Origin of the sequence: Noviherbaspirillum pedocola (genome assembly GCF_016632335.1) — a bacterium.
In the GTDB taxonomy this organism is placed as follows: domain Bacteria; phylum Pseudomonadota; class Gammaproteobacteria; order Burkholderiales; family Burkholderiaceae_D; genus Noviherbaspirillum_A; species Noviherbaspirillum_A pedocola.
The window spans coordinates 43,451-65,724 of the sequence record NZ_JAEPBG010000025.1 but is presented as its reverse complement, the minus strand read 5'-3'; the positions used below and the strand labels follow the sequence as shown (position 1 = coordinate 65,724).

Annotated in this window: 17 protein-coding genes and 1 pseudogene; 11 read left to right on the top strand and 7 right to left on the bottom strand. The window is 60.5% G+C overall.

What is annotated here, in order from left to right; all coding sequences use genetic code 11:
- Positions 1–434: 434 nt before the first annotated feature.
- The 5 genes and pseudogenes from JJB74_RS29345 to JJB74_RS29325 all read right to left on the bottom strand — a co-directional run.
- Positions 435–1,166, bottom strand: a pseudogene (locus JJB74_RS29345) (IS5 family transposase); the annotation flags it as partial.
- A gap of 221 nt (positions 1,167–1,387) precedes the next feature.
- The gene (locus tag JJB74_RS29340; RefSeq protein WP_200598104.1) at positions 1,388–1,729 is read right to left on the bottom strand and encodes an acyl-CoA dehydrogenase family protein; all 342 of its coding nucleotides are present in this window, start codon (positions 1,727–1,729) and stop codon (positions 1,388–1,390) included.
- Between the two features lie 213 nt (positions 1,730–1,942).
- A complete protein-coding gene (locus tag JJB74_RS29335; RefSeq protein ID WP_200598103.1) occupies positions 1,943–3,157 on the bottom strand; it encodes an acyl-CoA dehydrogenase family protein in 1,215 nt (404 codons plus the stop codon).
- A 12-nt stretch (positions 3,158–3,169) separates the two neighbouring features.
- The gene (locus JJB74_RS29330) at positions 3,170–4,204 is read right to left on the bottom strand and encodes a phosphotransferase family protein (protein WP_234484961.1); all 1,035 of its coding nucleotides are present in this window, start codon (positions 4,202–4,204) and stop codon (positions 3,170–3,172) included.
- A 130-nt stretch (positions 4,205–4,334) separates the two neighbouring features.
- The gene (locus JJB74_RS29325) at positions 4,335–5,072 is read right to left on the bottom strand and encodes an SDR family NAD(P)-dependent oxidoreductase (RefSeq protein ID WP_200598101.1); all 738 of its coding nucleotides are present in this window, start codon (positions 5,070–5,072) and stop codon (positions 4,335–4,337) included.
- 600 nt (positions 5,073–5,672) lie between these two features.
- Here JJB74_RS29325 and JJB74_RS29320 point away from each other — a divergent pair.
- The 7 genes from JJB74_RS29320 (at position 5,673) to JJB74_RS29290 (ending at position 12,787) form a co-directional block, all read left to right on the top strand.
- The gene (locus tag JJB74_RS29320) at positions 5,673–6,929 is read left to right on the top strand and encodes a branched-chain amino acid ABC transporter substrate-binding protein (RefSeq protein ID WP_200598100.1); all 1,257 of its coding nucleotides are present in this window, start codon (positions 5,673–5,675) and stop codon (positions 6,927–6,929) included.
- Positions 6,930–7,024: 95 nt separating this feature from the next.
- Positions 7,025–7,834 (top strand): SDR family oxidoreductase, encoded by an 810-nt coding sequence (locus JJB74_RS29315; RefSeq protein ID WP_200598099.1) that lies wholly within the window; start codon positions 7,025–7,027, stop codon positions 7,832–7,834.
- 1 nt (position 7,835) lies between these two features.
- Positions 7,836–8,630, top strand: a complete 795-nt coding sequence (locus JJB74_RS29310; protein WP_200598098.1) for an enoyl-CoA hydratase — start codon at positions 7,836–7,838, stop codon at positions 8,628–8,630.
- 25 nt (positions 8,631–8,655) lie between these two features.
- Positions 8,656–9,480: an enoyl-CoA hydratase/isomerase family protein gene (locus JJB74_RS29305; protein WP_200598097.1), complete on the top strand. Its 825-nt coding sequence runs from the start codon at positions 8,656–8,658 to the stop codon at positions 9,478–9,480.
- A 57-nt stretch (positions 9,481–9,537) separates the two neighbouring features.
- Positions 9,538–10,752, top strand: a complete 1,215-nt coding sequence (locus tag JJB74_RS29300) for an ABC transporter substrate-binding protein (RefSeq protein WP_200598096.1) — start codon at positions 9,538–9,540, stop codon at positions 10,750–10,752.
- Between the two features lie 33 nt (positions 10,753–10,785).
- On the top strand, positions 10,786–11,934 hold the full coding sequence (locus tag JJB74_RS29295) for an acyl-CoA dehydrogenase family protein (RefSeq protein WP_200598095.1): 1,149 nt from the start codon (positions 10,786–10,788) through the stop codon (positions 11,932–11,934).
- A gap of 31 nt (positions 11,935–11,965) precedes the next feature.
- Complete coding sequence (locus tag JJB74_RS29290) at positions 11,966–12,787, top strand: crotonase/enoyl-CoA hydratase family protein (protein ID WP_200598094.1); 822 nt, start codon at positions 11,966–11,968, stop codon at positions 12,785–12,787.
- Between the two features lie 37 nt (positions 12,788–12,824).
- Here the strand turns inward: JJB74_RS29290 and JJB74_RS29285 are convergent, their stop codons facing one another.
- Together JJB74_RS29285 and JJB74_RS29280 are read right to left on the bottom strand one after the other, a co-directional pair.
- Complete coding sequence (locus JJB74_RS29285) at positions 12,825–13,862, bottom strand: GGDEF domain-containing protein (RefSeq protein ID WP_200598093.1); 1,038 nt, start codon at positions 13,860–13,862, stop codon at positions 12,825–12,827.
- Positions 13,863–14,269: 407 nt separating this feature from the next.
- Positions 14,270–16,993 carry a LuxR C-terminal-related transcriptional regulator gene (locus tag JJB74_RS29280; protein ID WP_200598092.1) on the bottom strand — a complete coding sequence of 908 codons (2,724 nt, stop codon included), beginning with the start codon at positions 16,991–16,993 and terminating at the stop codon, positions 14,270–14,272.
- A 191-nt stretch (positions 16,994–17,184) separates the two neighbouring features.
- On the opposite strand from JJB74_RS29280, the gene fadB reads away from it, so the two are divergent.
- From fadB to JJB74_RS29260, 4 genes are read left to right on the top strand one after another with little or no spacing between them, the layout of a single operon-like run.
- Positions 17,185–19,338: a fatty acid oxidation complex subunit alpha FadB gene (gene fadB / locus JJB74_RS29275; protein ID WP_200598091.1), complete on the top strand. Its 2,154-nt coding sequence runs from the start codon at positions 17,185–17,187 to the stop codon at positions 19,336–19,338.
- A gap of 24 nt (positions 19,339–19,362) precedes the next feature.
- Entirely contained in the window at positions 19,363–20,145 is a 783-nt protein-coding gene (locus JJB74_RS29270) for an SDR family NAD(P)-dependent oxidoreductase (RefSeq protein WP_200598090.1), read from the top strand.
- A 41-nt stretch (positions 20,146–20,186) separates the two neighbouring features.
- Complete coding sequence (locus tag JJB74_RS29265) at positions 20,187–21,008, top strand: enoyl-CoA hydratase-related protein (RefSeq protein ID WP_200598089.1); 822 nt, start codon at positions 20,187–20,189, stop codon at positions 21,006–21,008.
- Positions 21,009–21,019: 11 nt separating this feature from the next.
- Complete coding sequence (locus JJB74_RS29260) at positions 21,020–22,042, top strand: phosphotransferase family protein (protein WP_200598088.1); 1,023 nt, start codon at positions 21,020–21,022, stop codon at positions 22,040–22,042.
- Positions 22,043–22,274: the final 232 nt, after the last annotated feature.

Genomic DNA, 22,274 nt, shown 5'->3' with positions numbered 1-22,274 from the left:
CGGCGACGCCATCCATGCGGTGTTGTGCGGAGCCGGGCACAACCTGCGCCTGATCATCAACAAGCTCAAAGGTACTTGCCAGACCAATCTCATTTATTGAAATTCGGAATTCTTCAGGGCCGACTAGCTAAGAGAAGCTGGGCCCTTGCCCCGCCGGGGCAGCGAAACATCGTGGTTCAATCGTGTCGCGAGTCGTATACCAATAATTCGGGGTCGACACCACTGTGCGAGTCGGGTACTCGTGCATACTGAGAAAGCGTCTTATAGCTGCAGTCTTGCATCAAAATATTTAGCTGACCTAGGGACGCGCTGAAGTATTAGCTTTTCTAGTGGGTCGTTACGCTGGCCTGACTTGCTGTGATGCGGGACTACTACGGTTGATGTTTTGTGTGGTTGACGGGAATTTTCCGATGCCCGGTGGGCCATTTCCGTATTCAGGACGCACCTTGAGCAGGTAACGCCATTAAGCGCTTCTTCGCCAACTTCAGATTGGCCAAGCCAAACAGCGTCATCAGCTGCGTGGTGTTCTTGGCCAGGCCGCGATAGCGCGTCTTGCGATGCTTGAACAGGTTCTTCACGACATGGAACGGATGCTCGACCTTGGCTTGTTCCATCTTCCCCAACAGCTTCCCCAACAGCTTCCCCAACGGCGTATCCGGTAGCAAGCGGCGCCTGCTCGGCTTCATTGCCACATGCCACTTCACCGTCCTGCCTCGATGTTTGTCGTGCTTGTCCACACCGGTATAGCCGACATCGCCAAAGGCATGCGTTTCTTCGCCATGCAACAGCGCATGGGCCTGCGTGACGTCTGCTGTATTGGCTGCTGTAGCGACCACCGTATGAACCAGGCCTGAATCGGCATCCACGCCGATATGCACCTTCATGCCGAAGTGCCAGGTCTTGCCCTTCTTCGTCTGATGCATGTCCGCGTCACGTTCACCGCTCTGGTTCTTCGTTGATGAGGGTGCGGCGATGATGGTTGCGCCCACAGTCCTAGCTTCCTTGAGCAGCAGCCCCTTCTTGGCCAGATGGGCGTTTATGGTGTCAAACACGACTCGAGTCAGCTTGTGCGTCTCCAGCAAGCGCCGAAACTTCAATAGCGTCGTGGCATCCGGAGCGACATCTACAGTTGGGTCGATGCCAATGAAGCGGCGAATCGCCTGGCTGCCTTCCTCGCCGATACGATTAGCTGCCGGAACTCTCACATTTTCAAACCGCACTTCATTGACGGTATGAACACCATCGATGGTATCGATCGGGGAGATAGTAATGCCGGGCGTCTTCATTTCACGTCCATCAAAAGGAACGTAATGCCGCCATGCTTGTGGCCGGAACTGTCGGTGCGCACCAGGCACAAGATCTAGTCGGCATACTGGGCATAACTGGTTCAAAGTTTGGTGCCATTGACAATGTACTCGTCGACCGTCAGATCGGCACGGGTGCTCAGTGCCGTGAGGTCAGTGCCGGCGCTCGCTTCGGAATAACCTTTGCACCACCAATCTTTGCTTCTGAGAATGCGCGAAAGAAAGCGCTGTTTCTGTTCCTCGTTGCCAAAAGTGTAGATAACCGTGTCGACCATCTTTAATCCAAATGGCACCACATTCGGTGCGCCGGCGGCAGGGCGTTCCGACTCGAAAATAAAACGTTGGGTCATGCTCCATCCGGTGCCGCCGTAAGACGCACCCAGCCGGGTGCAATCCAGCCTTTCGCATGCAACCGGCGCTGCCATTCTAGTATGCCTTGCCGGTAGTCTTTGGCGTGTTCACGAGCGCAGCCAGAGCCGGGGTCCATGCCTCGCTCAGAAACGACCTTGCCTCAGCGCGCAAGGCGATGTCTTCCGGCGAAAGTTGCGCGTTTATGTACCTATTCCAGATTGAAGTATCGTTTTGCGTCTTCGCTGCTGAACCAGCGGCTTTCGCCGCATGGCTGCGATGGCAGGAAACTAGCTGTTCGCGGCCGAGATGGTCGATCTGCCGAGTTGTGCCATGTGAACTTGATCGGGGCCGTCAGCGATACGGATGAAGCGGGCGTAGGTGTACAGGTTGGTGATCGGGGTGTCCTGCGATACGCCCATGCCGCCATGCGCCTGTATCGCGCGGTCGGCGACTGTCTGGCACATCTGGGGCGCCACGATTTTGATCATGGAAATCAGATCCTTTGCCACCTTGTTACCGAAGCGGTCCATCTTGTCGGCCGCCGCCAAGGTCAACAGACGAGCCTGTTCAATCTCGCAGCGCGACCTAGCGACATCCTCGCGAATGCTGCCTTGCTCGCTGAGTTTCTTGCCAAACGCAACACGCGAGTTCACCCGCTTGCACATCAGGTCTAGGCAGCGTTGCGCAGCGCCAATCAGGCGCATGCAATGGTGGATACGTCCCGGGCCAAGCCGTCCCTGGGCAATTTCGAATCCGCGCCCCTCACCGAGAATCATGTTTGCAACCGGCACGCGCACGTTTTCGAGCAGGACTTCCGCATGGCCGCTCGGCGAATGCACAGAGTTGAACACTTTGAGCGGCCGAATCACCGTAACGCCGGGCGTATGGCGCGGCACGATGATGGTGGACTGCTGCAAATGTCGGGCAGCAGTAGGATCGCTTTTGCCCATGACCAGCAAGACCTGCGTACGCGGATCGTACATACCGCTGCCCCACCATTTGCGGCCGTTGATGACATACTCGTTGCCTTCACGAACGATCGAACATTCGACGTTCGTCGCATCCGAGCTGGCGACGGCAGGCTCGGTCATTAGATAAGCGGATCTGATACTTCCTTCCAACAAGGGTTTGAGCCAGCATTCCTGCTGTTCCTCGCTGCCGTATTTCGCCAGAACTTCCATGTTGCCAGTATCTGGAGCATTGCAGTTGAACACTTCGGCTGCCCATTCGATGCGTCCCATCAGTTCGGCCAGCGGCGCGTATTCGAGATTGGTCAAGCCTGGGCTGAATTTTCCGTACTCATGCGGAAGAAACAGATTCCACAGGCCGGCGGCCTTCGCCTTTTGCTTGAGTTCTTCGAGGATCGGCGGCACTACCCACAGATTTTCCGGCGCCTCGATGAATTCTTCATACTCTTCTTCCACTGGAAACACATGCTTTTGCATGAAGGCATCAACACGGCTGATCAATTGCTGCACTTTTTCGCTGTATTCAAAATTCACTTTGTTCTCCTTTCATATCGGGATGGTGTGCGCAACAGCTGTAAATTTGCTGTCCGCCTTTTCAAGCCATGACAATGCGCGCTTGAATAGACTGATGGTCAGTGCGTGCAGCTGATCGCCCGTTTCTCTCGGCGCCTTGCCGGCGCACGCGCGCGCGTGGGTGCCTTCGAGAATGATGCCCAGTTTGTAGCAGGCGAGTACCACATACCAGTCGATGGCCGCGATATCGCGTGTGCTTCCCTCGGCGTAGCGGGCTATCAGTTCATCGATCATCGGAAAGCCATCGTCCGGCTCTATACGCAAGTTTTCAAGGACGGGTTGCCCTGGTAAAGGCCAGGTCGCCAGCATCCAGCCGAGATCGATGAGCGGATCGCCGATCGTTGCCAGCTCCCAGTCGATGATTGCCGCAAGATTGGGGCTGTCGTAGCGGAACATTACATTGGAGACGTGGAAATCGCCATGAATGATGCCTGGAGAAAAGTTGCGCGGGCGGTTTACTTCCAGCCAATCCGCGACTACGTCGATGCCGGGAATGTCAGTTGGACCCGGCCAACCGGCGAGATCGCGGTACGTTTCCAGCTGGGATCTCCAGCGCGGCACTTGGCGTTCGAGATAGCCTTCAGCTTTACCGAAGTCTGCCAAGCCTACTGCAACATGATCGACACGGCCCAGCGCCAGGATCGCATCGACCATCGCAAACCCCATTTCGCGGCGCATTGCAGGGTCGCCGGCGTGCAAGGCCGGCAACCCCATGGTTGCGTTGAAACCGTCGATGGGTTCCATCAGGTAGAAGGCGGTGCCGAGCACGGCCTCGCTGGTGCAAGCCGCGATCAGTCCGGGATGAGGGACGCCGGTGCCGGCTAGCGCGCCCAGTATCCGAGCCTCGCGCCGTATCGTGTCGTTGTTGTTAGGGCGGGGATGCCGCGACGGGCGCCGCAATACGAAGTCGCGCGATCCGCGACAAAACCGCAGCAGGATATTCTGTGTGCCGCCGGTCAGCAGGTGCGCCTGCGCAATCTGCCCCTGTTCGAGGCATTGGGTGTCCATCCAGGCTGCTAGAGCATCTAGGTCGACAAGAGACGAGAGGGAGTCTGTTTGCATGAGAGTTGCAGAGCCGGTGACGATGTCTTGGGGCGGGTCAACAAACCGCTTTCTGCTGATCAGCGCGTGGGGGGCATCAGCGCAAAATCAGCCCGCCGTCGACGGGAATGGTCTGGCCAACGATGTAAGCAGACAGCGGGGATGCCAGAAACAGGGCAACTCCGGCCATTTCATCCACGGTTCCGAGTCGTCCGAGCGGGATGTTGCGCAGGAAGGATTCCAGCCGTTGCGGGTTCTCGGTGGTGACCTTGGTGAGCTTGGTGTCGACCAAGCCGGGGGCGATGCCGTTGACGCGGATTCCTTTCGCCGCCCAAGTATCTCCAAGGCTGCGCGTCAGGCCCAAGGTACCGGCCTTGGACGCGTTGTAGGCAGGATTGCCGGGCGTTGAGTGATAGGCGGCAGTGGAACTGATGGTTATAACGGAGCCCTTGGTCTGAGCCAGCATGGACTCGAATTTCGAGCAGCAGGCCATGATGCTGGAAAGGTTAACATTGAGGACTCTCTGGAAGTTCGGCATTTCGAATTCGGCGCGCTTGTAGAGCACGATCCCTTGTGCCAGAACCAGTACGTCGAGCCGGTCAAAGGGAGGTTTGTACGACTCGATCGCGTCGAAGTCGGATGCGTCGAGCTGCGCGTAATGCAGGTCGGTGAGATCTGATCCGTTGACGCCGTCATAATCTGCGACGCTAGCCCGTGTGCCCCACGCATGTACCATCGCACCATGTGCTTGAAAGGCCCGGGCAATGCCGTTGCCGATGCCACTTGACCCACCTACGACGAGCACAGTCTTCCCGGAGAAATCCAGTTCATTCATTGCCATCTCCTTGCGTGCAGCAGCAGTTGACTGCCGTCGCGATCTGGTCATACTATTAAAGCATATGATTTATACGATTGCTTTATATGCGAAGAGCCGCTGTAATGTCAAGCAAGGGAGGCGAGAAAACGGTAAATGCCATCAAGACAGCGTTACAGTGACTGTTTGCGCTGGAGCTTCGACCAGTAATCGCGGGAGAAGACAGCCGAGGAGAGGAATCCGCTTCTCCGTGGCCGGGCGCATGCTTACTGCCGCGCTAGGGAGCCGCTCTAGAGAGTTTTTCTGACAGAGCACGTTTGGAAAATGTTCGCCGTCACGAAGTGCCTAAAAGAGCGGAGCGAAAGGAACGCGCAGAGGCAGAGGCACGCTCCTATGTTGTCGAACCGCCAATCGGCCCGGCGTTGGGGCAATAAATAATTTCCGCGAACTCCGCATGGCACTACCTTTGTAATTCGTGACGCGTGTGCAGAATTCGAATCCACGTCGAAAATCGTCGCTTCCGACGAAGTCTCTACCGCGTGCTAGCCCAATAATGGGCTCGTGTGTCGGCAAAATGAAAAAAATGAAAACCAATAATTCCGATGACTTAGGAGACACTGCATGACCAAGCGCCGTTTCATCAGTTCTGCCCGCCTGTTTCACGTACTGGCGCTGGCGGTATCAAGCAACGTCTTCGCTCAGGTCAAGGTTGCCTACATCGATCCGCTTTCCGGCCCCTTCGCCGCCATCGGCGACTTTGGCCTGAAAAGCTTCATTGCGGCAGCCGACGACGTCAACGCCAAAGGCGGCCTGCCGGGCGGACAGAAGCTCGAAATCGTCCCGATGGATAACAAGGGCAGCCCGGAAGAATCGCTGTTGTTGTTCAAGAAGGTCACCGACAGGGGCATCCGCTACATCATCCAGGGCCAGGGCTCGGGAGCGGCCGGCGCGCTGATCGGCGCGGTCAACAAATGGAACGAGCGCAATCCCGATAAGTCGGTGCTGTTTCTAAACTACTCGTCCAATGACCCGGAGCTGACCAACGCCAAGTGCAGCTTCTGGTACTACAGCTTTGACGCGCACAACCTGATGAAGATGGAAGCGCTGACCAACTACATCGCCAAGGATAAGAGCATCAAGAAGGTGTTCATCCTCGGCCAGGACTACGCGCATGGACAGCAGCTCGCCAAGGCAGTGACGACCATGCTGCCGAAGAAGCGCCCCGACATCGAGATCGTCGGCAACGACCTGCACCCGTTCGGCAAGGTCAAAGACTTCTCTCCGTATGTCGCCAAGATCAAGGACTCCGGCGCCGATACCGTCATCACCGGCAACTGGGGCAACGACTTGTCGCTGCTGCTGCGCGCGGCTAAGGAAGCCAGCCTGAAGACCAAGTTCTTCACCTATTTCGCGGCGGTGCGCGGCACGCCCACCGCCCTAGGCGAAATGCCGGAGGGCACCGTCTACCAAATCAGCGAGTGGCACCGCAACATCTCGCCCAACACGCTGGAAAAATTCGCCGACGACTATGCCAAGCGCTTCCCGGGGCTCGAATTCTCCTACGTGCGCATCAACACCACCGTGCAGATGCTGGCCGAGGCCATGAACAAGAGCAAGTCGCTAGACCCGAAGCAGGTGTCATTCGCGCTCGAAGGCATGGAGTACCAGGCCGGCAACGGCAAGGTCACTATGCGCAAGGCAGATCACCAGCTGCTGCAGCCGATGGTGCTGTCGGTCTACAGCAGGAAGGACGGCAAGGAGGTCAGGCATGACACCGAGGGCACCGGTTACGGCTTCAAGACGGTGGCTATGATCCCGGCGTCAGAGACCGAAGTGCCGACCACCTGTGCCATGAAGCGTCCCGACGGCAAGCAGTAACGCCTCTGAACCGAGTCTCCTCTTGCCGCGTGGCGCCTGATTCCAAGCTCACGCGGTATCTTTTTGTTTGTAGTTTTTCTGACCACGAGATCGCCATGGATGTGTTTAACCCCGACGCACTGCGCGGCAAGGTCGCCTTCCTTGCCGGCGCCTCGAGCGGCATCAATCTCGGTATCGCCGCCGGATTTGCGCGCCGCGGCGCGGCAGTATTTTTAATCAGCCGCAGTGCGGAAAAAATCGAGGCTGCAGTCGCAGGTCTGCGGGCCGAAGGCTTGAAGGCCCATGGCATGGCCGCCGACGTGCGCGACTTTGCCGCCGTCGAAGCGGCCATGCTGGCCGCCCGCGAACGGTTCGGCCCGATCGACATCGTCGTCTCGGGCGCCGCTGGCAATTTCCTCGCGCCGGCTGCCGCCATGTCGGCCAATGCCTTCAAGACCGTGGTGGACATCGACCTGCTCGGCACCTTCCATGTGTTGCGCGCGAGCTATCCGCATCTCAACAAGCCGGGTGCTGCACTGATGTCGATCACGGCGCCGCAGGGCACCAATTCAATGATGCTGCAGGCGCACGTATGCGCCGCCAAGGCCGGCATCAACATGCTGACCAAGTGCTTGGCCATGGAATGGGGGAATGAAGGCATCCGTGTCAATGCCATCTCGCCCGGCCCGATTGCCGACACCGAGGGCATGCGCCGGCTGGCCGCCACGCCCGAGGCGGAGCAGGCGCTCAAAGGCCGTCTAGCGCTGCGCGACTATGGCACCACCACCGACATCGCCGACACTGCACTGTTCCTCGCTTCGGACAGTGCGCGATATATCACTGGCACCATCATCGACTGCGACGGCGGCATCAAGCTTGGTGACGCGTCAACTATGAGCGCGCAAGAGTATGCGCTGAAGGCCTGAGATGCCTGAGGGCCCAATCAAGCTCGAAGTCGATGGTTCCGGCTACGCGCTGCTCACACTGAACCGCCCGCTGTCGCTCAACGCGCTGTCCGCCGCGCTGTGCCGGACGCTGTCCGATAGCATCGACGCCTTGGCCGCCGACCCGGCGGTACGAGTGCTGATCCTGACTGGCGCCGGGCGTGCCTTCTGCACCGGTCTGGATCTCAAGGAACTGGAGCAGGGTGTACCGCTCTCGGCATTCACCGGTGAATTTGATCCGGTGCGCGCGCTGGGCCGCTTCGCCGGTCCGGTGATCGGCGCCGTCAACGGCGCGGCAATCACCGGCGGCTTTGAACTAGCCCTGGCCTGCGACGTACTGCTAGCGGTGCCCGAGGCCTGCTTTAGTGATACCCATGCGCGGGTCGGCATCCTGCCGGGCTGGGGGCTGTCGCAAAAACTTTCGCGCATCGTCGGGCCGTCCCGGGCCAAGGAACTGGCCTTCAGTGGCAATTTCATGAGCGCGAAGGAAGCGGTCGCACGCGGGCTGGTGAGTAGGATAGTCCCGGCCGAGGGGCTGCTACCCGAAGCCCGGTGTCTTGCCGCCGACATGTTGTCGGCTCTGCCTGAGATGCTGCCCGCCTACAAGCGCCTGATCGGCGACGGTTATGCGCTGCCCTACGGCGAAGCCCTGCAGCTGGAGCGGGAACGTTCGGCGCGCTGGGGGGTGCAGGCAGCGCAGGAAATGAATGCACGCCGGCAGGCACTGCAGCGACGCGGTCGGCACCAGGCCGGAACGCCGGAAGCCGACCGTGATTGATCGAGTATCGAACCCAGGAGCGGCGATGAACGACGCCAGGAAATACCAGACCATTAAGGTAGAAAAGCGCGGTGCGACCGACTGGGTCACACTCGACCGGCCCGAGCAGCTTAACACGCTGAACCACTGCATGATCGACGAACTGCTGCATTACTTCGGCGAGCGCACCTTCGACCTCGACACGCGCGCGATCGTGCTGCGCGGGGCCGGTCGCGCTTACTGTGCGGGGTTGGACCTAGCCGACAGCGACGGCGGCGACAGAGCCTTCGAACCGAGCCCGGGCAGCCCGACTATCATGCTGCGCCTGCAGCGGCGCATCAGCGAGATCGTGATGCGCATGCGGCGCGTGCCGCAACCGATCGTCAGCCTCGTGCACGGGCCCGCCTGCGGCGGCGGCTTCGCCCTCGCGCTGGCGTCCGACGTGCGCATTGCCGGGCAGAGCGCAAAGATGAATGCCGCTTTCATCCGCATCGGCCTGTCGGCCTGCGACATCGGCGTGTCCTACTTCCTGCCGCGCCTGGTCGGCGTATCGGTCGCCTCCGAGCTGATGTTGACCGGCCGCTTCATCCGCGCTGAGCGCGCCGAGCGGGTCGGGCTGGTGTCCGAAGTCTGTCCCGATGCTGAACTGGAGCAGGCTGGCATGCGTTTGGTCGAGGAGATGCTGGACACCGCGCCGCTCGGCCTGCGCCTGACCAAGGACTGCCTGAACCATAGCGTCAATGCCGCCAGCCTGGATGCCGCCATCGCTATGGAAGACCGCAACCAGGTGCTGTGCGCGCAGACCGAGGATTTCCGGGAGGGAGTGCAGGCTTTTATGAAAAAGCGGGCCCCGTCGTATTCAGGACGCTGAGAGCCAATCTATCTCAGCGCCAAGCCGTATCGTTGCCCTATAATTAAGGAGACCGTTATGCAGACGTTTATCCGCAATGCACTGGCGAAGGTCGCCGTCGCTGCCGCCATCGCCGGCGTGGTGTTATCAGCCCAGGCGCAGAAGAAGTACGACACCGGTGCTACCGACACGGAGATTAAGATTGGCAACTTCGCGCCGTATTCCGGCCCAGCCTCGGCCTATGGCACGGTCGGCAAGTCGGCCGGCGCATACTTCGACAAGCTCAACGCCGAGGGCGGCATTAACGGCCGCAAGATCAGGTACATCTCGCTCGACGACGCCTACAGCCCGCCCCGGGCAGTGGAGCAGGCCAGGAAGCTGGTCGAGCAGGAAGAAGTGCTGGTACTGTTCGCGCCGCTGGGCACGGCCAGCAATACCGCGATCCAGAAGTACATGAACGCCAAGAAGGTGCCCCAGCTGTTCGTGAGCTCGGGCGCGCACCGCTGGGGCGACTACAAGAACTTCCCCTGGACCATGGGCTGGAATGTCAGCTACCACGCCGAAGGCCAGATCTACGCCCAGCACATCCTGGCCAACAAGCCCCAAGCCAAGATTGGCATCTTGTTCCAGAACGACGAGTTCGGCAAGGATATGCTGCGCGGCTTCCTGGAAGGCATGGGCCAGAAAGCCAAGACCATGGTGGTGATGCAAACCAGCTACGAACTGAGCGACCCGACGGTGGACAGTCAGATAGTATCGCTCAAGGGATCGGGCGCCGACACCTTTGTCAATCTCAGCACACCAAAGTTCGCCGCGCAGTCGATCAAGAAGGCGGCCGACATCGGCTGGAAGCCGGTGCACTATCTTGCCAACGTGTCCAACTCGGTGACTGCCGTACTTAAGCCGGCCGGCTTGGACAATGCCAGCGGCATCATCTCCGCCGCATATGTGCGCGACCCGGCAGAGGCGCGCTGGCAGAACAGCGCAGAGTACAAGGATTACTTCGACTTCATGAAGAAATACTACCCGGACGGCGATCCGGCCAACTCGCTCAATGTGATCGGCTACTCGATGGCCCAAACCATGGCGCAAGTGCTCAAGCAGGCCGGTGACCATCTGACCCGCGCCAACATCATGAAGGAAGCCGCCAACCTAAACATGACGCTGCCCATGCTGTATCCCGGCATTGATGTGAAGACTGGACCCCAAGACTTTTATCCGATCGAGAAAATGCAGATGATCCGCTTCAATGGCAGCAGCTACGATACGCTCGGCAGCGTGCTCGGCATGTAAGCCGGATCGACCATCAAGCGCAGGAGCATACCCATGACAATTGAATTTCGTCGTTCTTGGATGAACGAGGAACTGGAGATGGTACGCGATACCGCCATCCGCTTCATTGACAGTGAAATGACGCCGCACGACGAAGCGGCGCGCAAGCAGGGCCATGTCGGGCACGAAATCTGGCGCAAGGCCGGCGAAGTTGGCCTGCTGTGCATGGACGTCAAGCAGGAGTACGGAGGCGGAGGCGGCGACTTTCGCCACGAGGCGGTCTTCTACGAGGAGATGGCTAGGCGCAGCTTGACCGGCATGAACGCCTCGGTGCACACCATCGTCGCTCACTACCTGGCCAACCACGGCACCGAGGCGCAAAAGGAACGCTACCTGCCGAAGATGGCGCGCGGCGAGCTGGTTGGGGCGATCGCCATGACCGAACCGGGCACCGGCTCCGACCTGCAGGCGATCCGTACCCGCGCCGAGAATCGCGGCGGCAAGTACGTCATCAATGGAGCAAAAACCTTCATCTCCAACGGCTTCCTGGCCGGGTTGGTGCTAGTGGTGTGCAAGACCGATCCGGCACAGCGCGCCAAGGGTACCTCGATCCTAATCGTGGAAACCAAGGACAAGCCGGGTTATCGGGTCGGCAAGGTGCTCGACAAGATTGGCCTGAAAGCCCAGGACACGTCGGAGCTGTTCTTCGACGACGTCGAGGTCGATGCCGACTGCCTGCTCGGCGGCGAAGAGGGCAAGGGCTTCTTTCAGCTCATGGGCGACCTGCCCTACGAGCGCACCATCATCGGCGTGACGGCGGCGGCGGCGATGGAAGGCGCTTACGAAGCGACGCTGCAGTATGTGCGCGAACGTGAAGCGTTCGGCCAGCCGATAGCGGAATTTCAGAACACCAAGTTCAAGCTGGCCGAGATCGCGACCCACTGCAAGGTGGCGCGCATCTATGTGGATCAGTGCATCGAAGACCTGGTGGCGGGCAAACTCGACACAGTTGGCGCGTCGATGGTGAAATATTGGGCCAGCGACCTGCAGAACAAGGTGGTCGATGAATGCCTGCAATTGTTCGGCGGCTACGGCTACATGAACGAATACCTGATCGGCCGCATGTATGTCGATGCGCGCATTCAGCGCATCTATGGCGGCACCAACGAGATCATGAAGGAAGTGATTTCGCGCGCATTGTGAGCGTAGCACCGCTGGAGGAGAAATGAATTAGATGAATCAGCATACCGATGAACGCGTGCGCCTAACGGTGCGCGACGGCATTGCCGATGTGCGTCTCATGCGCGCGGCCAAGATGAACGCGCTCGACCCGGACATGTTCGATGCGCTGCTGGCCACCGGCGAGGCATTGATGTTGGACACCTCGGTGCGGTCAGTGTTGCTGTCAGGTGAAGGCCGTGCTTTCTGCGCGGGGCTCGACATGGCTTCCTTCGAGCGCATGCGCGAGGCCGACAAAGGGGGCGGGGATGGCTTGTTTGATGAGCCACTGTCGGCGCGCACTCACGGCATCGCCAATGCCGCCCAGCGCATTTGCACCATCTGGCGCGACCTACCGGTGCCGGTGATCGCGGCCGTACACGGCGTGGCCTTCGGTGGCGGGCTGCAGTTGGCGCTGGGCGCCGACATGCGCATCGTCGCCCCGGACGCGAAACTGTCAGTAATGGAGATCAAGTGGGGACTAGTGCCGGACATGGCCGGCATCTGGCTGCTGCGCGAACTAGTGCGGCCGGACGTCGTGCGCGAGCTGACCTACACCGGACGGCAGGTGGGCGGCGAGGAGGCATTAAAGATTGGCCTAGCAACCACGCTTGCGGCCGATCCCTACGCGGCGGCGCTGGAGGTCGCAAGCATGATCGCGCGCCAGAGTCCGGATGCGATCCGAGCCGCCAAGCGCCTGCTCAACTTGCCCAGCCACGACCCGGCGGCGGTCCTGCTGGCAGAATCGGTGGAGCAGGCGAAACTGATCGGCAGCCCGAATCAGGTCGAGGCAGTAACGGCCAACATCGAGAAGCGGGCGGCGCAGTTCGCGGAGTGATTCGGATGGTGCCAGCAAGTGTCAGCGGCCGCCTTTTCTAGCCCGCAAGCCGTTCGAGACCGGGCGTTAAATCTTGGCTGGAGACATGCACGAGGAACCGGTCTCGGCCCATGCGATTGGCTTCGTACAAGGGCAAGTCGGCCTGCCGAATCAGGCTGTTCCGAAAAACCGCCGCGTCCAGCGGCGTCCATACCACAAGGCGGATGCTGACCGTCACTTGGCGGCCAATGTGGAAGTCGCACACGTGAACGGCTTCCAGTAGGCGTTGGCCAAAGGGGGAAGCGCCTTTTACGCGGATGCTGGGCAGCATTACGCAGAATTCCTCGCCGCCGTAGCGACTTGCCAGATCGGTGGTCCGGCAAGTCTTCTTGAACAGATCGGCGAACCGGGCCAGCATGCCATTGCAGCTCTTGTGGACGCGATCGTCATTGATGCTCTTGAAGTGGTCGATGTCCAGATAGGCCAGCGCCACCGGTTGGCTGGTACGGACGGCCAGTTCGATTTCCTGGCGTCCTCGGGTCATGATGGCGCGGCGGTTCATCAGCCCGGTCAATTCCTCATGCGGTGCGAGATGAAGCTTTAGACCAACCAGCTTTTCAAAATACAGCAGGACGAGCACTATCGAGAATGGCAGAGTGCCGGCTAGCGGCGCGAAGTAAACCACCATGATGCCGAGGACACAATCGGTGACGGGTAAATACGAACCGTCCCGCGCCAGCAGGGCCAAGGGGTGGAAGCCGGTGACCATAACTAGCAGCAAGGCAAAGACGGCCAGTCGCGAAGCAAATGAAAATGATTCCGATCGGTGGCGAACAACATCGATCAGGCACAAGGTCAGGATAGCGCACAAGGTAGAGGCTGACAGGATGGGGCGGTCCCTGACGGTGGCATGAAACGGCAGTAGCGCCAAGAAGGCGACGGCGAAAGCGGCGAGTTTGACCCAACCAGTACGTGTCGGCTTGCGGCAGTAAAAGGTGTGGATTCCGGACCAATGGAACACCGTGCCGGCGGTCAGGCTGATGTTGCCGAGCAAAAGAGGCAGAAAATTGGGCGCTCCCGCATTCAGGACCACCATCCGCAATGCCGCCGCGCTCAGGCAGCTTGCCTTGGCTTATGGCGGGTGCATGGCTCTTTAGGCCTTGCCGACCTCGCTCTCCTTATTATGACCAATACGCAAATCGGAACGATCACTAGGTAGATCCCGGCGGTCACGGAATTTATGAAAGGATGATCTTTCCGAAGTGAGCTTGGTCTTAGCCGGAGCCGCGCCGCTGGCGTAAAGCAAGCGGCTGCAGGGCGGCGAGGCTGGTTTGCTCAAGCTGTCGATATGCGGAGTCAAACGAAGCGGATAACCAATTAAATCACTATTGCCTGCTGCGATTTAACAATTTTAGTGCCTTGCGCGTTTAAAGTGCAGCGACCTACCCTTTGCAATGCGGTGACGAAAGAAGTTGTCAATGGCAGCCCCCGTCACGCCGACGACTAACGTATCACCCCAAGCTTGCGCGCCACCGCCACCGCCTGCGTGCGGTTATGCGCATTGAGCTTGCCGTTGATATTCCTAAGATGCGTACGCACGGTACTGTCAGACACGAACAGCTTTTCCGCTAGTGCACTATTCGAATATCCTTCCGCCAGTAGTGACAGTATACGAATCTCCTTAGCCGTGAGCTGTTCCACCAGCACGTTGGCCGCATCGCCAGCCGGCATGTCTAGCTCGGCTGCCGGCACCGGTCCGAACGCTTCCAGCAGCTTCTGTAGATAGACACTAAAGATAGGATCGGATCTTCCTCCCTGCGCGCGGCAGGCTTCCTCCACCTCGCGCACCAGCTGCCCGGCCCGTTCGCCTTCGTCGACGATCAGGCGGATAAAGCCTTCGCTGCACGTTGCCTTCAGCATGTCGGTCATGCTAGCTACCGCAGTGCGCAGATCGCCCGACTGGTGCTCTGCCAGGGCACGCAGCACCCGCAACTTTAACGCGCGGCGAAGGCGCTTCGACGCGATTGCAGCTGCCAGCGCTGGTTCTGCCATCTGTAGCGCCGCCTTTCCATTGCCGGTGAATACGTGCAGCCGGATCGCTCCCAGCTCAGCGTTGTCGATGTCGTGGGCAGGCAGCCGCAGCCGCTGCACCCGTTCCCACACCTCAAACGTATTGGCGCGTGCAAACTCCTCTTGGGCGCCTCCGATGTTGCCTTGCAGGGCGAGGATGCGCGCGCGTTCCAGCTTGGCGCTGCTCACCACGCGCGGCAGCTGGCGCCGGTGGCCGATGTACTCCATCTCGGTCAGCCATTGAAACGACTGGTCGATGTCGCCGCGATGAAACGCTACGCGCGATAGCAAAGTGTAGCCGATGATCATGTGGTCGGGCAGGCCGACGTCCTTGGCCAGTGGCACGTACACCTGCAGCAGGTGCTCGGCTTGGCCAAGGTCGTTGGCTTCGTACAGCGTGGCGGCGTACAGCACACCGGCCCAGGCGTTGCCACCGGTATGGCGGTAGGATACCGAATGGGTGGAGCTGACCGCGATCCGGAAACGAGCGGTAGCCTGCCGCAGTTGGGCTTCTTCGAGGTCGATGATGCCTTCCACCGATTCCGAATACATCTTATGGAAGGCGCTGGCAGTCAAGCCCTGTCCGCGCCGCGCCGAGTCGAGCAGCTTGTGCGAAGCTTGGTAGTCCCCCATCACCGCGAATATGTAGGCCATTTCGTTGGCCAGGGTATTGTCGGCAAAGGCATTGCCAAGCGGCAGGCGCGCCAGCGCCTCGCGGCCGAGCGCATGGGCATCTTCCTTGCGGTCCATCATCGCCAGACTCATCGGCCGCAGCGCCAGCACATGCGCCAGTACGCGTGGATCGTCGGATTGCAAGCAGCCGGAGTCCTCCAGAACCGCCATTGCCTCCCAAGGGCCTCGCGTCAGGCATACCGCCCAGACATGAATTACCTGCAGCAAAGGCGAGCGGCGGATGGCGGCATCGGGCAGGGCTGAGAACCAGCGCGCTAGCAGGCGCATGCGGCCACCTTCGAGCAGGCTTTCCGCATGCAGTTCGAGCAACCTTACCGCATGTTCGTAGTTGCCGCCTTCGATTGCATGGTCGATCGCCGGCACCGGCCGGCTACAGGACTCATACCAGTGTGAGGCGGCGCGATGTAACTGCGCCGCCTGCCTAGGTAGTTCACGTTCGAGCTGGGCACGCAGGAAGCCCGCGAACAGGCTGTGGTAGCGATAGCTGCGTTCCTCGCCCTCTATCGGTGTGAGGAATAGGTTAGATTCTTCCAACTGGCGCAGCACCGCGCCGCTGTCGGCGCCGGGCAGAAGGGCATTGCATAGTGATGCGTTCAAGTGGCGCAGGATGCTGGTGCGCAGCAGGAAGTCGCGCACCGCCGGTGGCTGGCTGGCAAGCACGTCCTCGGCAAGGTAGTCGGCCACCGCTTCATTTGAGCCTGAAAATCGGGCGATAAATTCCGATTTTCCGTCGCGGCCCTCCAGCGCCATCGAGGCAAGCCACAGCGCCGCGACCCAGCCTTCGGTCTTTCTATGCAATAGCGAGAGCTCTTCTTCTGGCAGCGCGATTCGGCGGCGGCGGGTGACGAACTCGGTGGTTTCCTGAAGCGTGAAGCGCAGTTGGGTCGCATCGATCTCCAATAGATGGCCTCGCGCACGCAGGCGGCCCAGCCCGAGGTCGGGCAGCCCGCGCGAGCCGATGATCAGCTGGCCGCGCCGCGGCAGGTTGTCGAGCAGTTCACGCACTAGACGCAGCACGGTCGGCTCCTGAAGCGTTTCGAAGTCGTCCAGGAACAGCGCGAACGGCGCACTGTGCTTGGCCAGGCGGTCGATGATGCTGAGCGCCATGTCAGCCAGCGGTTGGCCAGTCGCCAGCAGGTTTGCCTCCTCGGGCTCGTCGCGGTCACCGGTCAGCACCGAAACTGCGCCAGATAAACATGCGAGGAAACGGGAAGCATCGTTATCGCCGCCGTCTAGCGTCATCCAGGCCGTCTCGATATGGTTTTCTTCCAGGTGCGCCCGGAACTGCACCATCGCAGTCGTCTTGCCAAAGCCGGCCGGTGCGCGCACCAGAATCAGCTTCATCGACTGCGCCGAGCGGACCTTATCCCAGATGCCGTCACGCGGCACTTGGGCTGGCGTGGTGGTGGGCGGATTAAGCTTCGTTGAAAGGAAGGGGCGGTAAAGGCTGGCGGATTCGATCATGGTGGTGAACCGGGACGGGCAGCGGCTGTCATTTCGCTTGCGATTCTAGCTGAGATGTTGGCGTTGTGAACGCGGCATTGCATGTGCTCAGACGGATCACGTCGACCACCACCGCGCATTCGTCGGTTCCGACGATGCTGCCTGCTGTCGTCGCACGTAGACTCGCCCTATCGTAAAAAAGGGGAAATCGCGTGTACCTAGGTCAGACCATCACCGTCACTGCCCTCGCGGAGGGCTTCGTGGAGCTCTGCTTCAATCGCCAAGGTGCGTCCATAAATAAGATGGACCGCCTGATGTCGCGTGAGCTTGGCGAAGCCACCCGCGCCATCGCCGCCATGCCCGAACTGCGTGGCGTGCTTATGAGCAGTGCCAAGGATGTGTTCATCGTCGGTGCTGACATCACTGAGTTTCATGAACTGTTCAAGGCGCCACCGGAAAAATTGAAGGCAGAGAACAACTGGAGCAACCAGCCGATCACTGCCTTCGAGGATCTGCCAATTCCGACCGTGGCCGCCATCAACGGCTATGCCCTAGGGGGTGGGCTGGAGATCGCGCTGTCGGCAGTGTACCGGGTGATGTCGAACACCGCCCAAGTCGGCGTACCGGAAGTCAACCTCGGCTTGTTTCCTGGAGCCGGCGGCACGGTGCGCCTGCCGCGCGTGGCGAGCGTGCAGACCGCGATCGACTGGGTTTCGAGTGGCAAACCGAGCAAGGCGGAAGCGGCACTGCGCGCAGGCGTAGTGGACGAGATCTGCGCGCCGGAAAAACTGCGTGAAGTCTCGCTGGGCCTGCTGCGCCGCGCAGCCGACGGCCAGATCGACTGGCAGGCCCAGCGCCGACGCAAGTTGGAACCGGTGCCGCTGCCGGCAGCGGAAGTCGCCGCCGTCTTCCAGGCGTCGCGAGAGAAGATCGCCGCCACCGCTCCGAAGCACCAGCCAGCTGCGACGGTCGCAGTAGACATGATGGCGCATGCGGTGCTACTCGACCGGGCTGGCGCGCGCCGGCTTGAATGCGAAGCCTTTGGCGCGGTCGCCAAGAGCCAGGCCGCCGATTCTCTCGTCCAGTTGTTCCACAACGACCAGGCATTGAAGAAGCTGTTTCGCGCCCACGCGAAGCAGGCTCGCCCAGTGAAGCAGGCGGCGGTGCTGGGTGCCGGCATCATGGGCGGCGGTATTTCTTATACCAGCGCGCTGCGCGGCGTGCCGGTGCGCATGAAAGACATCCAGCCCACCCAGCTCGAGCTCGGCAGCAAGGAAGCACTGAAGCAGCTGGCACGCCAGGTGAAAGCTGGCAGGCTTACCCAGGACAAAGCTAACGCAGTCATGGCATCGATCACGCCGCAGCTTGACTTTGCCGGGTTTAATGAGGTGGACGTGGTGATTGAAGCCATCGTCGAGAACATTAGCATCAAGCGCCGCGTGCTGGCCGAAGTGGAAGAGGTGACAAACAAGGACGCAGTCATCGCTTCCAACACCTCAAGCCTACGCATCGACGACATGGCACAGGCGCTGCGCCGCCCACAGAATTTCGTTGGCATGCATTTCTTCAATCCGGTGCCGGTGATGTCCTTGGTCGAGGTGATCAAGGGCAGCGCAACTAGCGAAGAGGTGGTCTCTACCGCCGTCGGGTACGCGGTGGCCATGGGCAAGACGCCGATTGTGGTTAAGGATTGCCCAGGGTTCTTGGTTAACCGCATCTTGACTGCCTATGTGCGCGCTTTCATGGAACTGGTGGCTGAAGGTGTCGACTACCTACTGATCGACCACGTTATGGAAGAATTTGGTTGGCCGATGGGTCCGGCTTACCTGGAAGACGTAGTCGGCATGGACACCGGTAGCCACGTCAGCGACGTGATTTCGGCTGGTTACCCAGAGCGCATGCCGCCGCTGGCGCGCGATGCCCTGAGGCTAATGGTGGAGCATGAGCGCTATGGTCAGAAGAACGGCATCGGTTTCTACCGCTACGAGCTGGACCCTGCCGGCAAGCCAAGAAAGCATGTAGCCGAGGATACCGCCGCACTGCTAGCAACGATCCAGCCGCACGGGCGGTGTGAACTCAGCCACACCGAGATTGTCGAGCGCATGATGCTGCCGTTGATGGTGGAAGCCGCGCATGCATTGGAAGAAGAAGTGGTGGCGACGCCGGCAGAACTTGACATGGCACTGCTGCTCGGCATCGGCTTTCCGAAATATCTCGGCGGCGCATTGAAGTATGCCGACTGGCTTGGCTTGGAGGCAGTAGTGCGACGCTGCGACCACTATGCGCATCTCGGCAAACACTATCAAGCCACCACCCGCATGCGGACGATGGCTTCCAATGGCAGCAGATATTACGGCGCGCCCTGAAAAAATTTATTCAAGGAATTTCGCATGAAACTCGACAAGACGATCTCGGCCGTCATCACTGGTGGCGCTTCCGGCCTAGGCGAAGCAACCGCGCGTCGCCTCGCTTCCCACGGTGTGCAGGTAGCGCTGTTCGACCTCAATATAGAAAAGGGGGAGGCGCTCGCCGCCGAACTCGGCGGCGTGTTCTGCAAGGTGGACGTCACTTCCGAAGCCGATGTTGACGCCGGTTTCGCTAAAGCTCGCGCCACCATCGGCCAGGAACGCATCTTGGTCAACTGCGCCGGAACCGGCAATGCGATCAAGACCGCCAGCCGCGACAAGGCCACCGGCGAGATCAAGCACTATCCAAGTCACGCCTTCGACAAGATCATTCAAATTAACCTGGTCGGCAACTTCCGCTGCCTCGCCAAGTCAGCTGCCGGCATGCTCTCGCTTGGGCCGCTGTCCAACGGGGAGCGCGGCGTCATCGTCAATACCGCCTCAGTAGCGGCCGAGGACGGTCAAATCGGCCAGGCCGCCTACTCGGCTTCGAAGGCCGGCCTGGTCGGCATGACGCTACCGATCGCCCGCGACCTAATGAACGACGGAATTCGCGTCAATACCATCATGCCCGGCATTTTCAACACTACGCTGTTGCACGGCTTGCCGGACAACGTCAAGCAGGCGCTGGCGGATTCTGTACCGTTCCCCAAGCGACTAGGTGAGCCGGACGAATACGCGGCACTGGCCGAGTTCATGATCTTGAATGAATACTTCAACGGCGAGAGCGTCCGCCTGGATGGTGCCATCCGCATGTCACCGCGCTGATCGCCCCGGCTGAACCATCCAGGTTTCAAGGAGATTCATTAATGACGTATGCAACCATAGAACTGGCTATCTGCGACCACGTCGCGATCCTCACCCTAAACCAGCCGGCCAGCCGCAACGGTTTGACCGAAACGTTGCAGCAGGAAGTGCTAGCGGGGCTAAAGCGGGTGGAACAGGAGCGGAAGGCGCGCGCGCTAATTATCACCGGCGCCGGCAAGTCTTTCTGCTCGGGCGCCGACCTCGGTCGCATCGGGGATACCAGCGGCAGCGACAGCCTCGGCAACCGGGTCTCGCAATCGATGGAGGAGCTATCCAATCCGATTATCTTAGCGATCCGCAACCTGTCGGTGCCGGTGGTGGCGGCGGTGAACGGCGCAGCGGCCGGCGCCGGCATCAGTATCGCGTTGGCGGCCGACGTGGTGGTGGCGGCGCGCAGCGCCTTTTTCCTCACGCCCTTTCTGCCGCGGCTGGGAATCGTGCCCGACATGGGCGCCACCTGGTTCCTGCCGCATCACCTCGGCCGCGCGCGGGCACTCGGCCTGATGCTGCTCGGCGACCGGCTGCCGGCGCAGACTGCGCAGGAATGGGGGCTGATCTGGTCCTGCGTCGAGGACGAGGCGCTGATGAAGGAAGCGCGGGGCATAGCCGCGCGGCTGTCACAGCTGCCGGCGCATGCGGCACTCGAGGCGCGCGCAGCATTGCATGCCGCGCTGGGACAAGACCTGCCGCAGCAACTTGACTACGAACGGCAACGCCAGAAGGAGTTGATCGACCTGCCCAGCTTCCAGGAGGGGGTACGCGCGTTTTTCGAGAAGCGCGAGCCGGTGTTTGCGCGTCCGGGACCGGAAGGCAAGGAAAAATGATGGCGGCGGTCATGCACCCGGTCGCAGCCGACTTCGATCCCGCCCGGCTGCAGGGCTGGCTGCAGCGGCAGGTTCCTGGGCTCAAGGGCGGGATGCGGCTGGAGCGTATCGGCGGCGGCCAGTCAAACCCGACCTTCTTCGCTAGCTTCGACAACCGCGAGCTGGTGCTGCGCAAGAAGCCGGCTGGCGGCAACCTGCTGCCGTCGGCACACGCGGTGGACCGCGAATACCGGGTCCTCAACGCATTGGCCGGCAGTGGGGTGCCGGTGCCGGCCACGGTGCTGTATTGCGGAGACGCCGGTGTAATCGGGACGCCGTTCTATCTGATGGAGCGGCTGCACGGCCGCATCTTCCCCGCCTATGCGCTGGCGGAAGCGCCGCAGGTCGAGCGTCGCGCCATGTACCGCTCGATGGCCGAGACGTTGGCGGCGCTGCATGGCGTGGACTGGCGAGCGGCCGGGCTGGACGGCTATGGCAAGCCAGGCAACTATTTTGAGCGCCAGATCGGACGCTGGACCAAGCAATGGCACATGTCGAAGACGGCCGAGAATGCCGACATCGAGCATCTGATCCGCTGGCTGCCACGGCATATTCCCGCAAACGACGATACTGCCATTGCGCATGGCGATTTTCGCTTCGGTAACCTCATGTTCCATCCGACCGAGCCACGCGTTATCGCGGTGCTGGACTGGGAATTGTCCACGCTCGGCCATCCGCTCGCGGACGTGGCCTACAACTGCATGGCATGGCTGACGCATCCCGACGAATTCGGCGGACTGCGCGGCACCGACCTCGAAGCGCAAGGAATTCCGTCGATGAAGGAACACCTAGACGATTACCGCCGCGCGAGCGGAAGAGAGGACGGCATAACCGGCTTCCATCTGGCGTTCTCGCTGTTTCGCTTCGCGGTTATCCTGGAAGGCATCGCCGCACGCGCTCGGGACGGCAGTGCAGCGGCAGCAGATGCCGAGCAGGTAGGCGGGCAGGCGGGGATTTTTGCAAAGAGAGCAGTAGAAGCGGCGGATTGGACGTAGCGCCATTTCGCCGAACACCGCTTGCGAACCGCGGAGTCTTAGGTGCTAGCCAGTGCCTGAGTGGAGGCGTAGTGGAGATTTGCAAACCTGGCCGGCCTTCAGTTTTGCCGCGGCCAAAGCAGATATCCGATACAGGAATTTCCCTATAGTTAACGTCAGCTCGGGATAAGGGACTATCGGCAGGCCGGAATAGATGACCTGACAGGGAGCCGCGGCTTATTTGGCAGGAGGC

What these genes read in the sequence shown, in the direction of transcription:
- JJB74_RS29265 (WP_200598089.1), top strand. Translation starts at nt 20,187, where the DNA reads ATGACGTATGCAACCATAGAACTGGCTATCTGCGACCACGTCGCGATC.
- JJB74_RS29270 (WP_200598090.1), top strand. Translation starts at nt 19,363, where the DNA reads ATGAAACTCGACAAGACGATCTCGGCCGTCATCACTGGTGGCGCTTCC.
- JJB74_RS29340 (WP_200598104.1), bottom strand. Translation starts at nt 1,729, where the DNA reads ATGGCAGCGCCGGTTGCATGCGAAAGGCTGGATTGCACCCGGCTGGGT.
- JJB74_RS29285 (WP_200598093.1), bottom strand. Translation starts at nt 13,862, where the DNA reads ATGGTGGTCCTGAATGCGGGAGCGCCCAATTTTCTGCCTCTTTTGCTC.
- JJB74_RS29300 (WP_200598096.1), top strand. Translation starts at nt 9,538, where the DNA reads ATGCAGACGTTTATCCGCAATGCACTGGCGAAGGTCGCCGTCGCTGCC.
- JJB74_RS29320 (WP_200598100.1), top strand. Translation starts at nt 5,673, where the DNA reads ATGACCAAGCGCCGTTTCATCAGTTCTGCCCGCCTGTTTCACGTACTG.
- JJB74_RS29305 (WP_200598097.1), top strand. Translation starts at nt 8,656, where the DNA reads ATGAACGACGCCAGGAAATACCAGACCATTAAGGTAGAAAAGCGCGGT.
- JJB74_RS29325 (WP_200598101.1), bottom strand. Translation starts at nt 5,072, where the DNA reads ATGAATGAACTGGATTTCTCCGGGAAGACTGTGCTCGTCGTAGGTGGG.
- JJB74_RS29310 (WP_200598098.1), top strand. Translation starts at nt 7,836, where the DNA reads ATGCCTGAGGGCCCAATCAAGCTCGAAGTCGATGGTTCCGGCTACGCG.
- JJB74_RS29330 (WP_234484961.1), bottom strand. Translation starts at nt 4,204, where the DNA reads ATGGACACCCAATGCCTCGAACAGGGGCAGATTGCGCAGGCGCACCTG.
- JJB74_RS29280 (WP_200598092.1), bottom strand. Translation starts at nt 16,993, where the DNA reads ATGATCGAATCCGCCAGCCTTTACCGCCCCTTCCTTTCAACGAAGCTT.
- JJB74_RS29260 (WP_200598088.1), top strand. Translation starts at nt 21,020, where the DNA reads ATGCACCCGGTCGCAGCCGACTTCGATCCCGCCCGGCTGCAGGGCTGG.
- JJB74_RS29290 (WP_200598094.1), top strand. Translation starts at nt 11,966, where the DNA reads ATGAATCAGCATACCGATGAACGCGTGCGCCTAACGGTGCGCGACGGC.
- JJB74_RS29295 (WP_200598095.1), top strand. Translation starts at nt 10,786, where the DNA reads ATGACAATTGAATTTCGTCGTTCTTGGATGAACGAGGAACTGGAGATG.
- JJB74_RS29315 (WP_200598099.1), top strand. Translation starts at nt 7,025, where the DNA reads ATGGATGTGTTTAACCCCGACGCACTGCGCGGCAAGGTCGCCTTCCTT.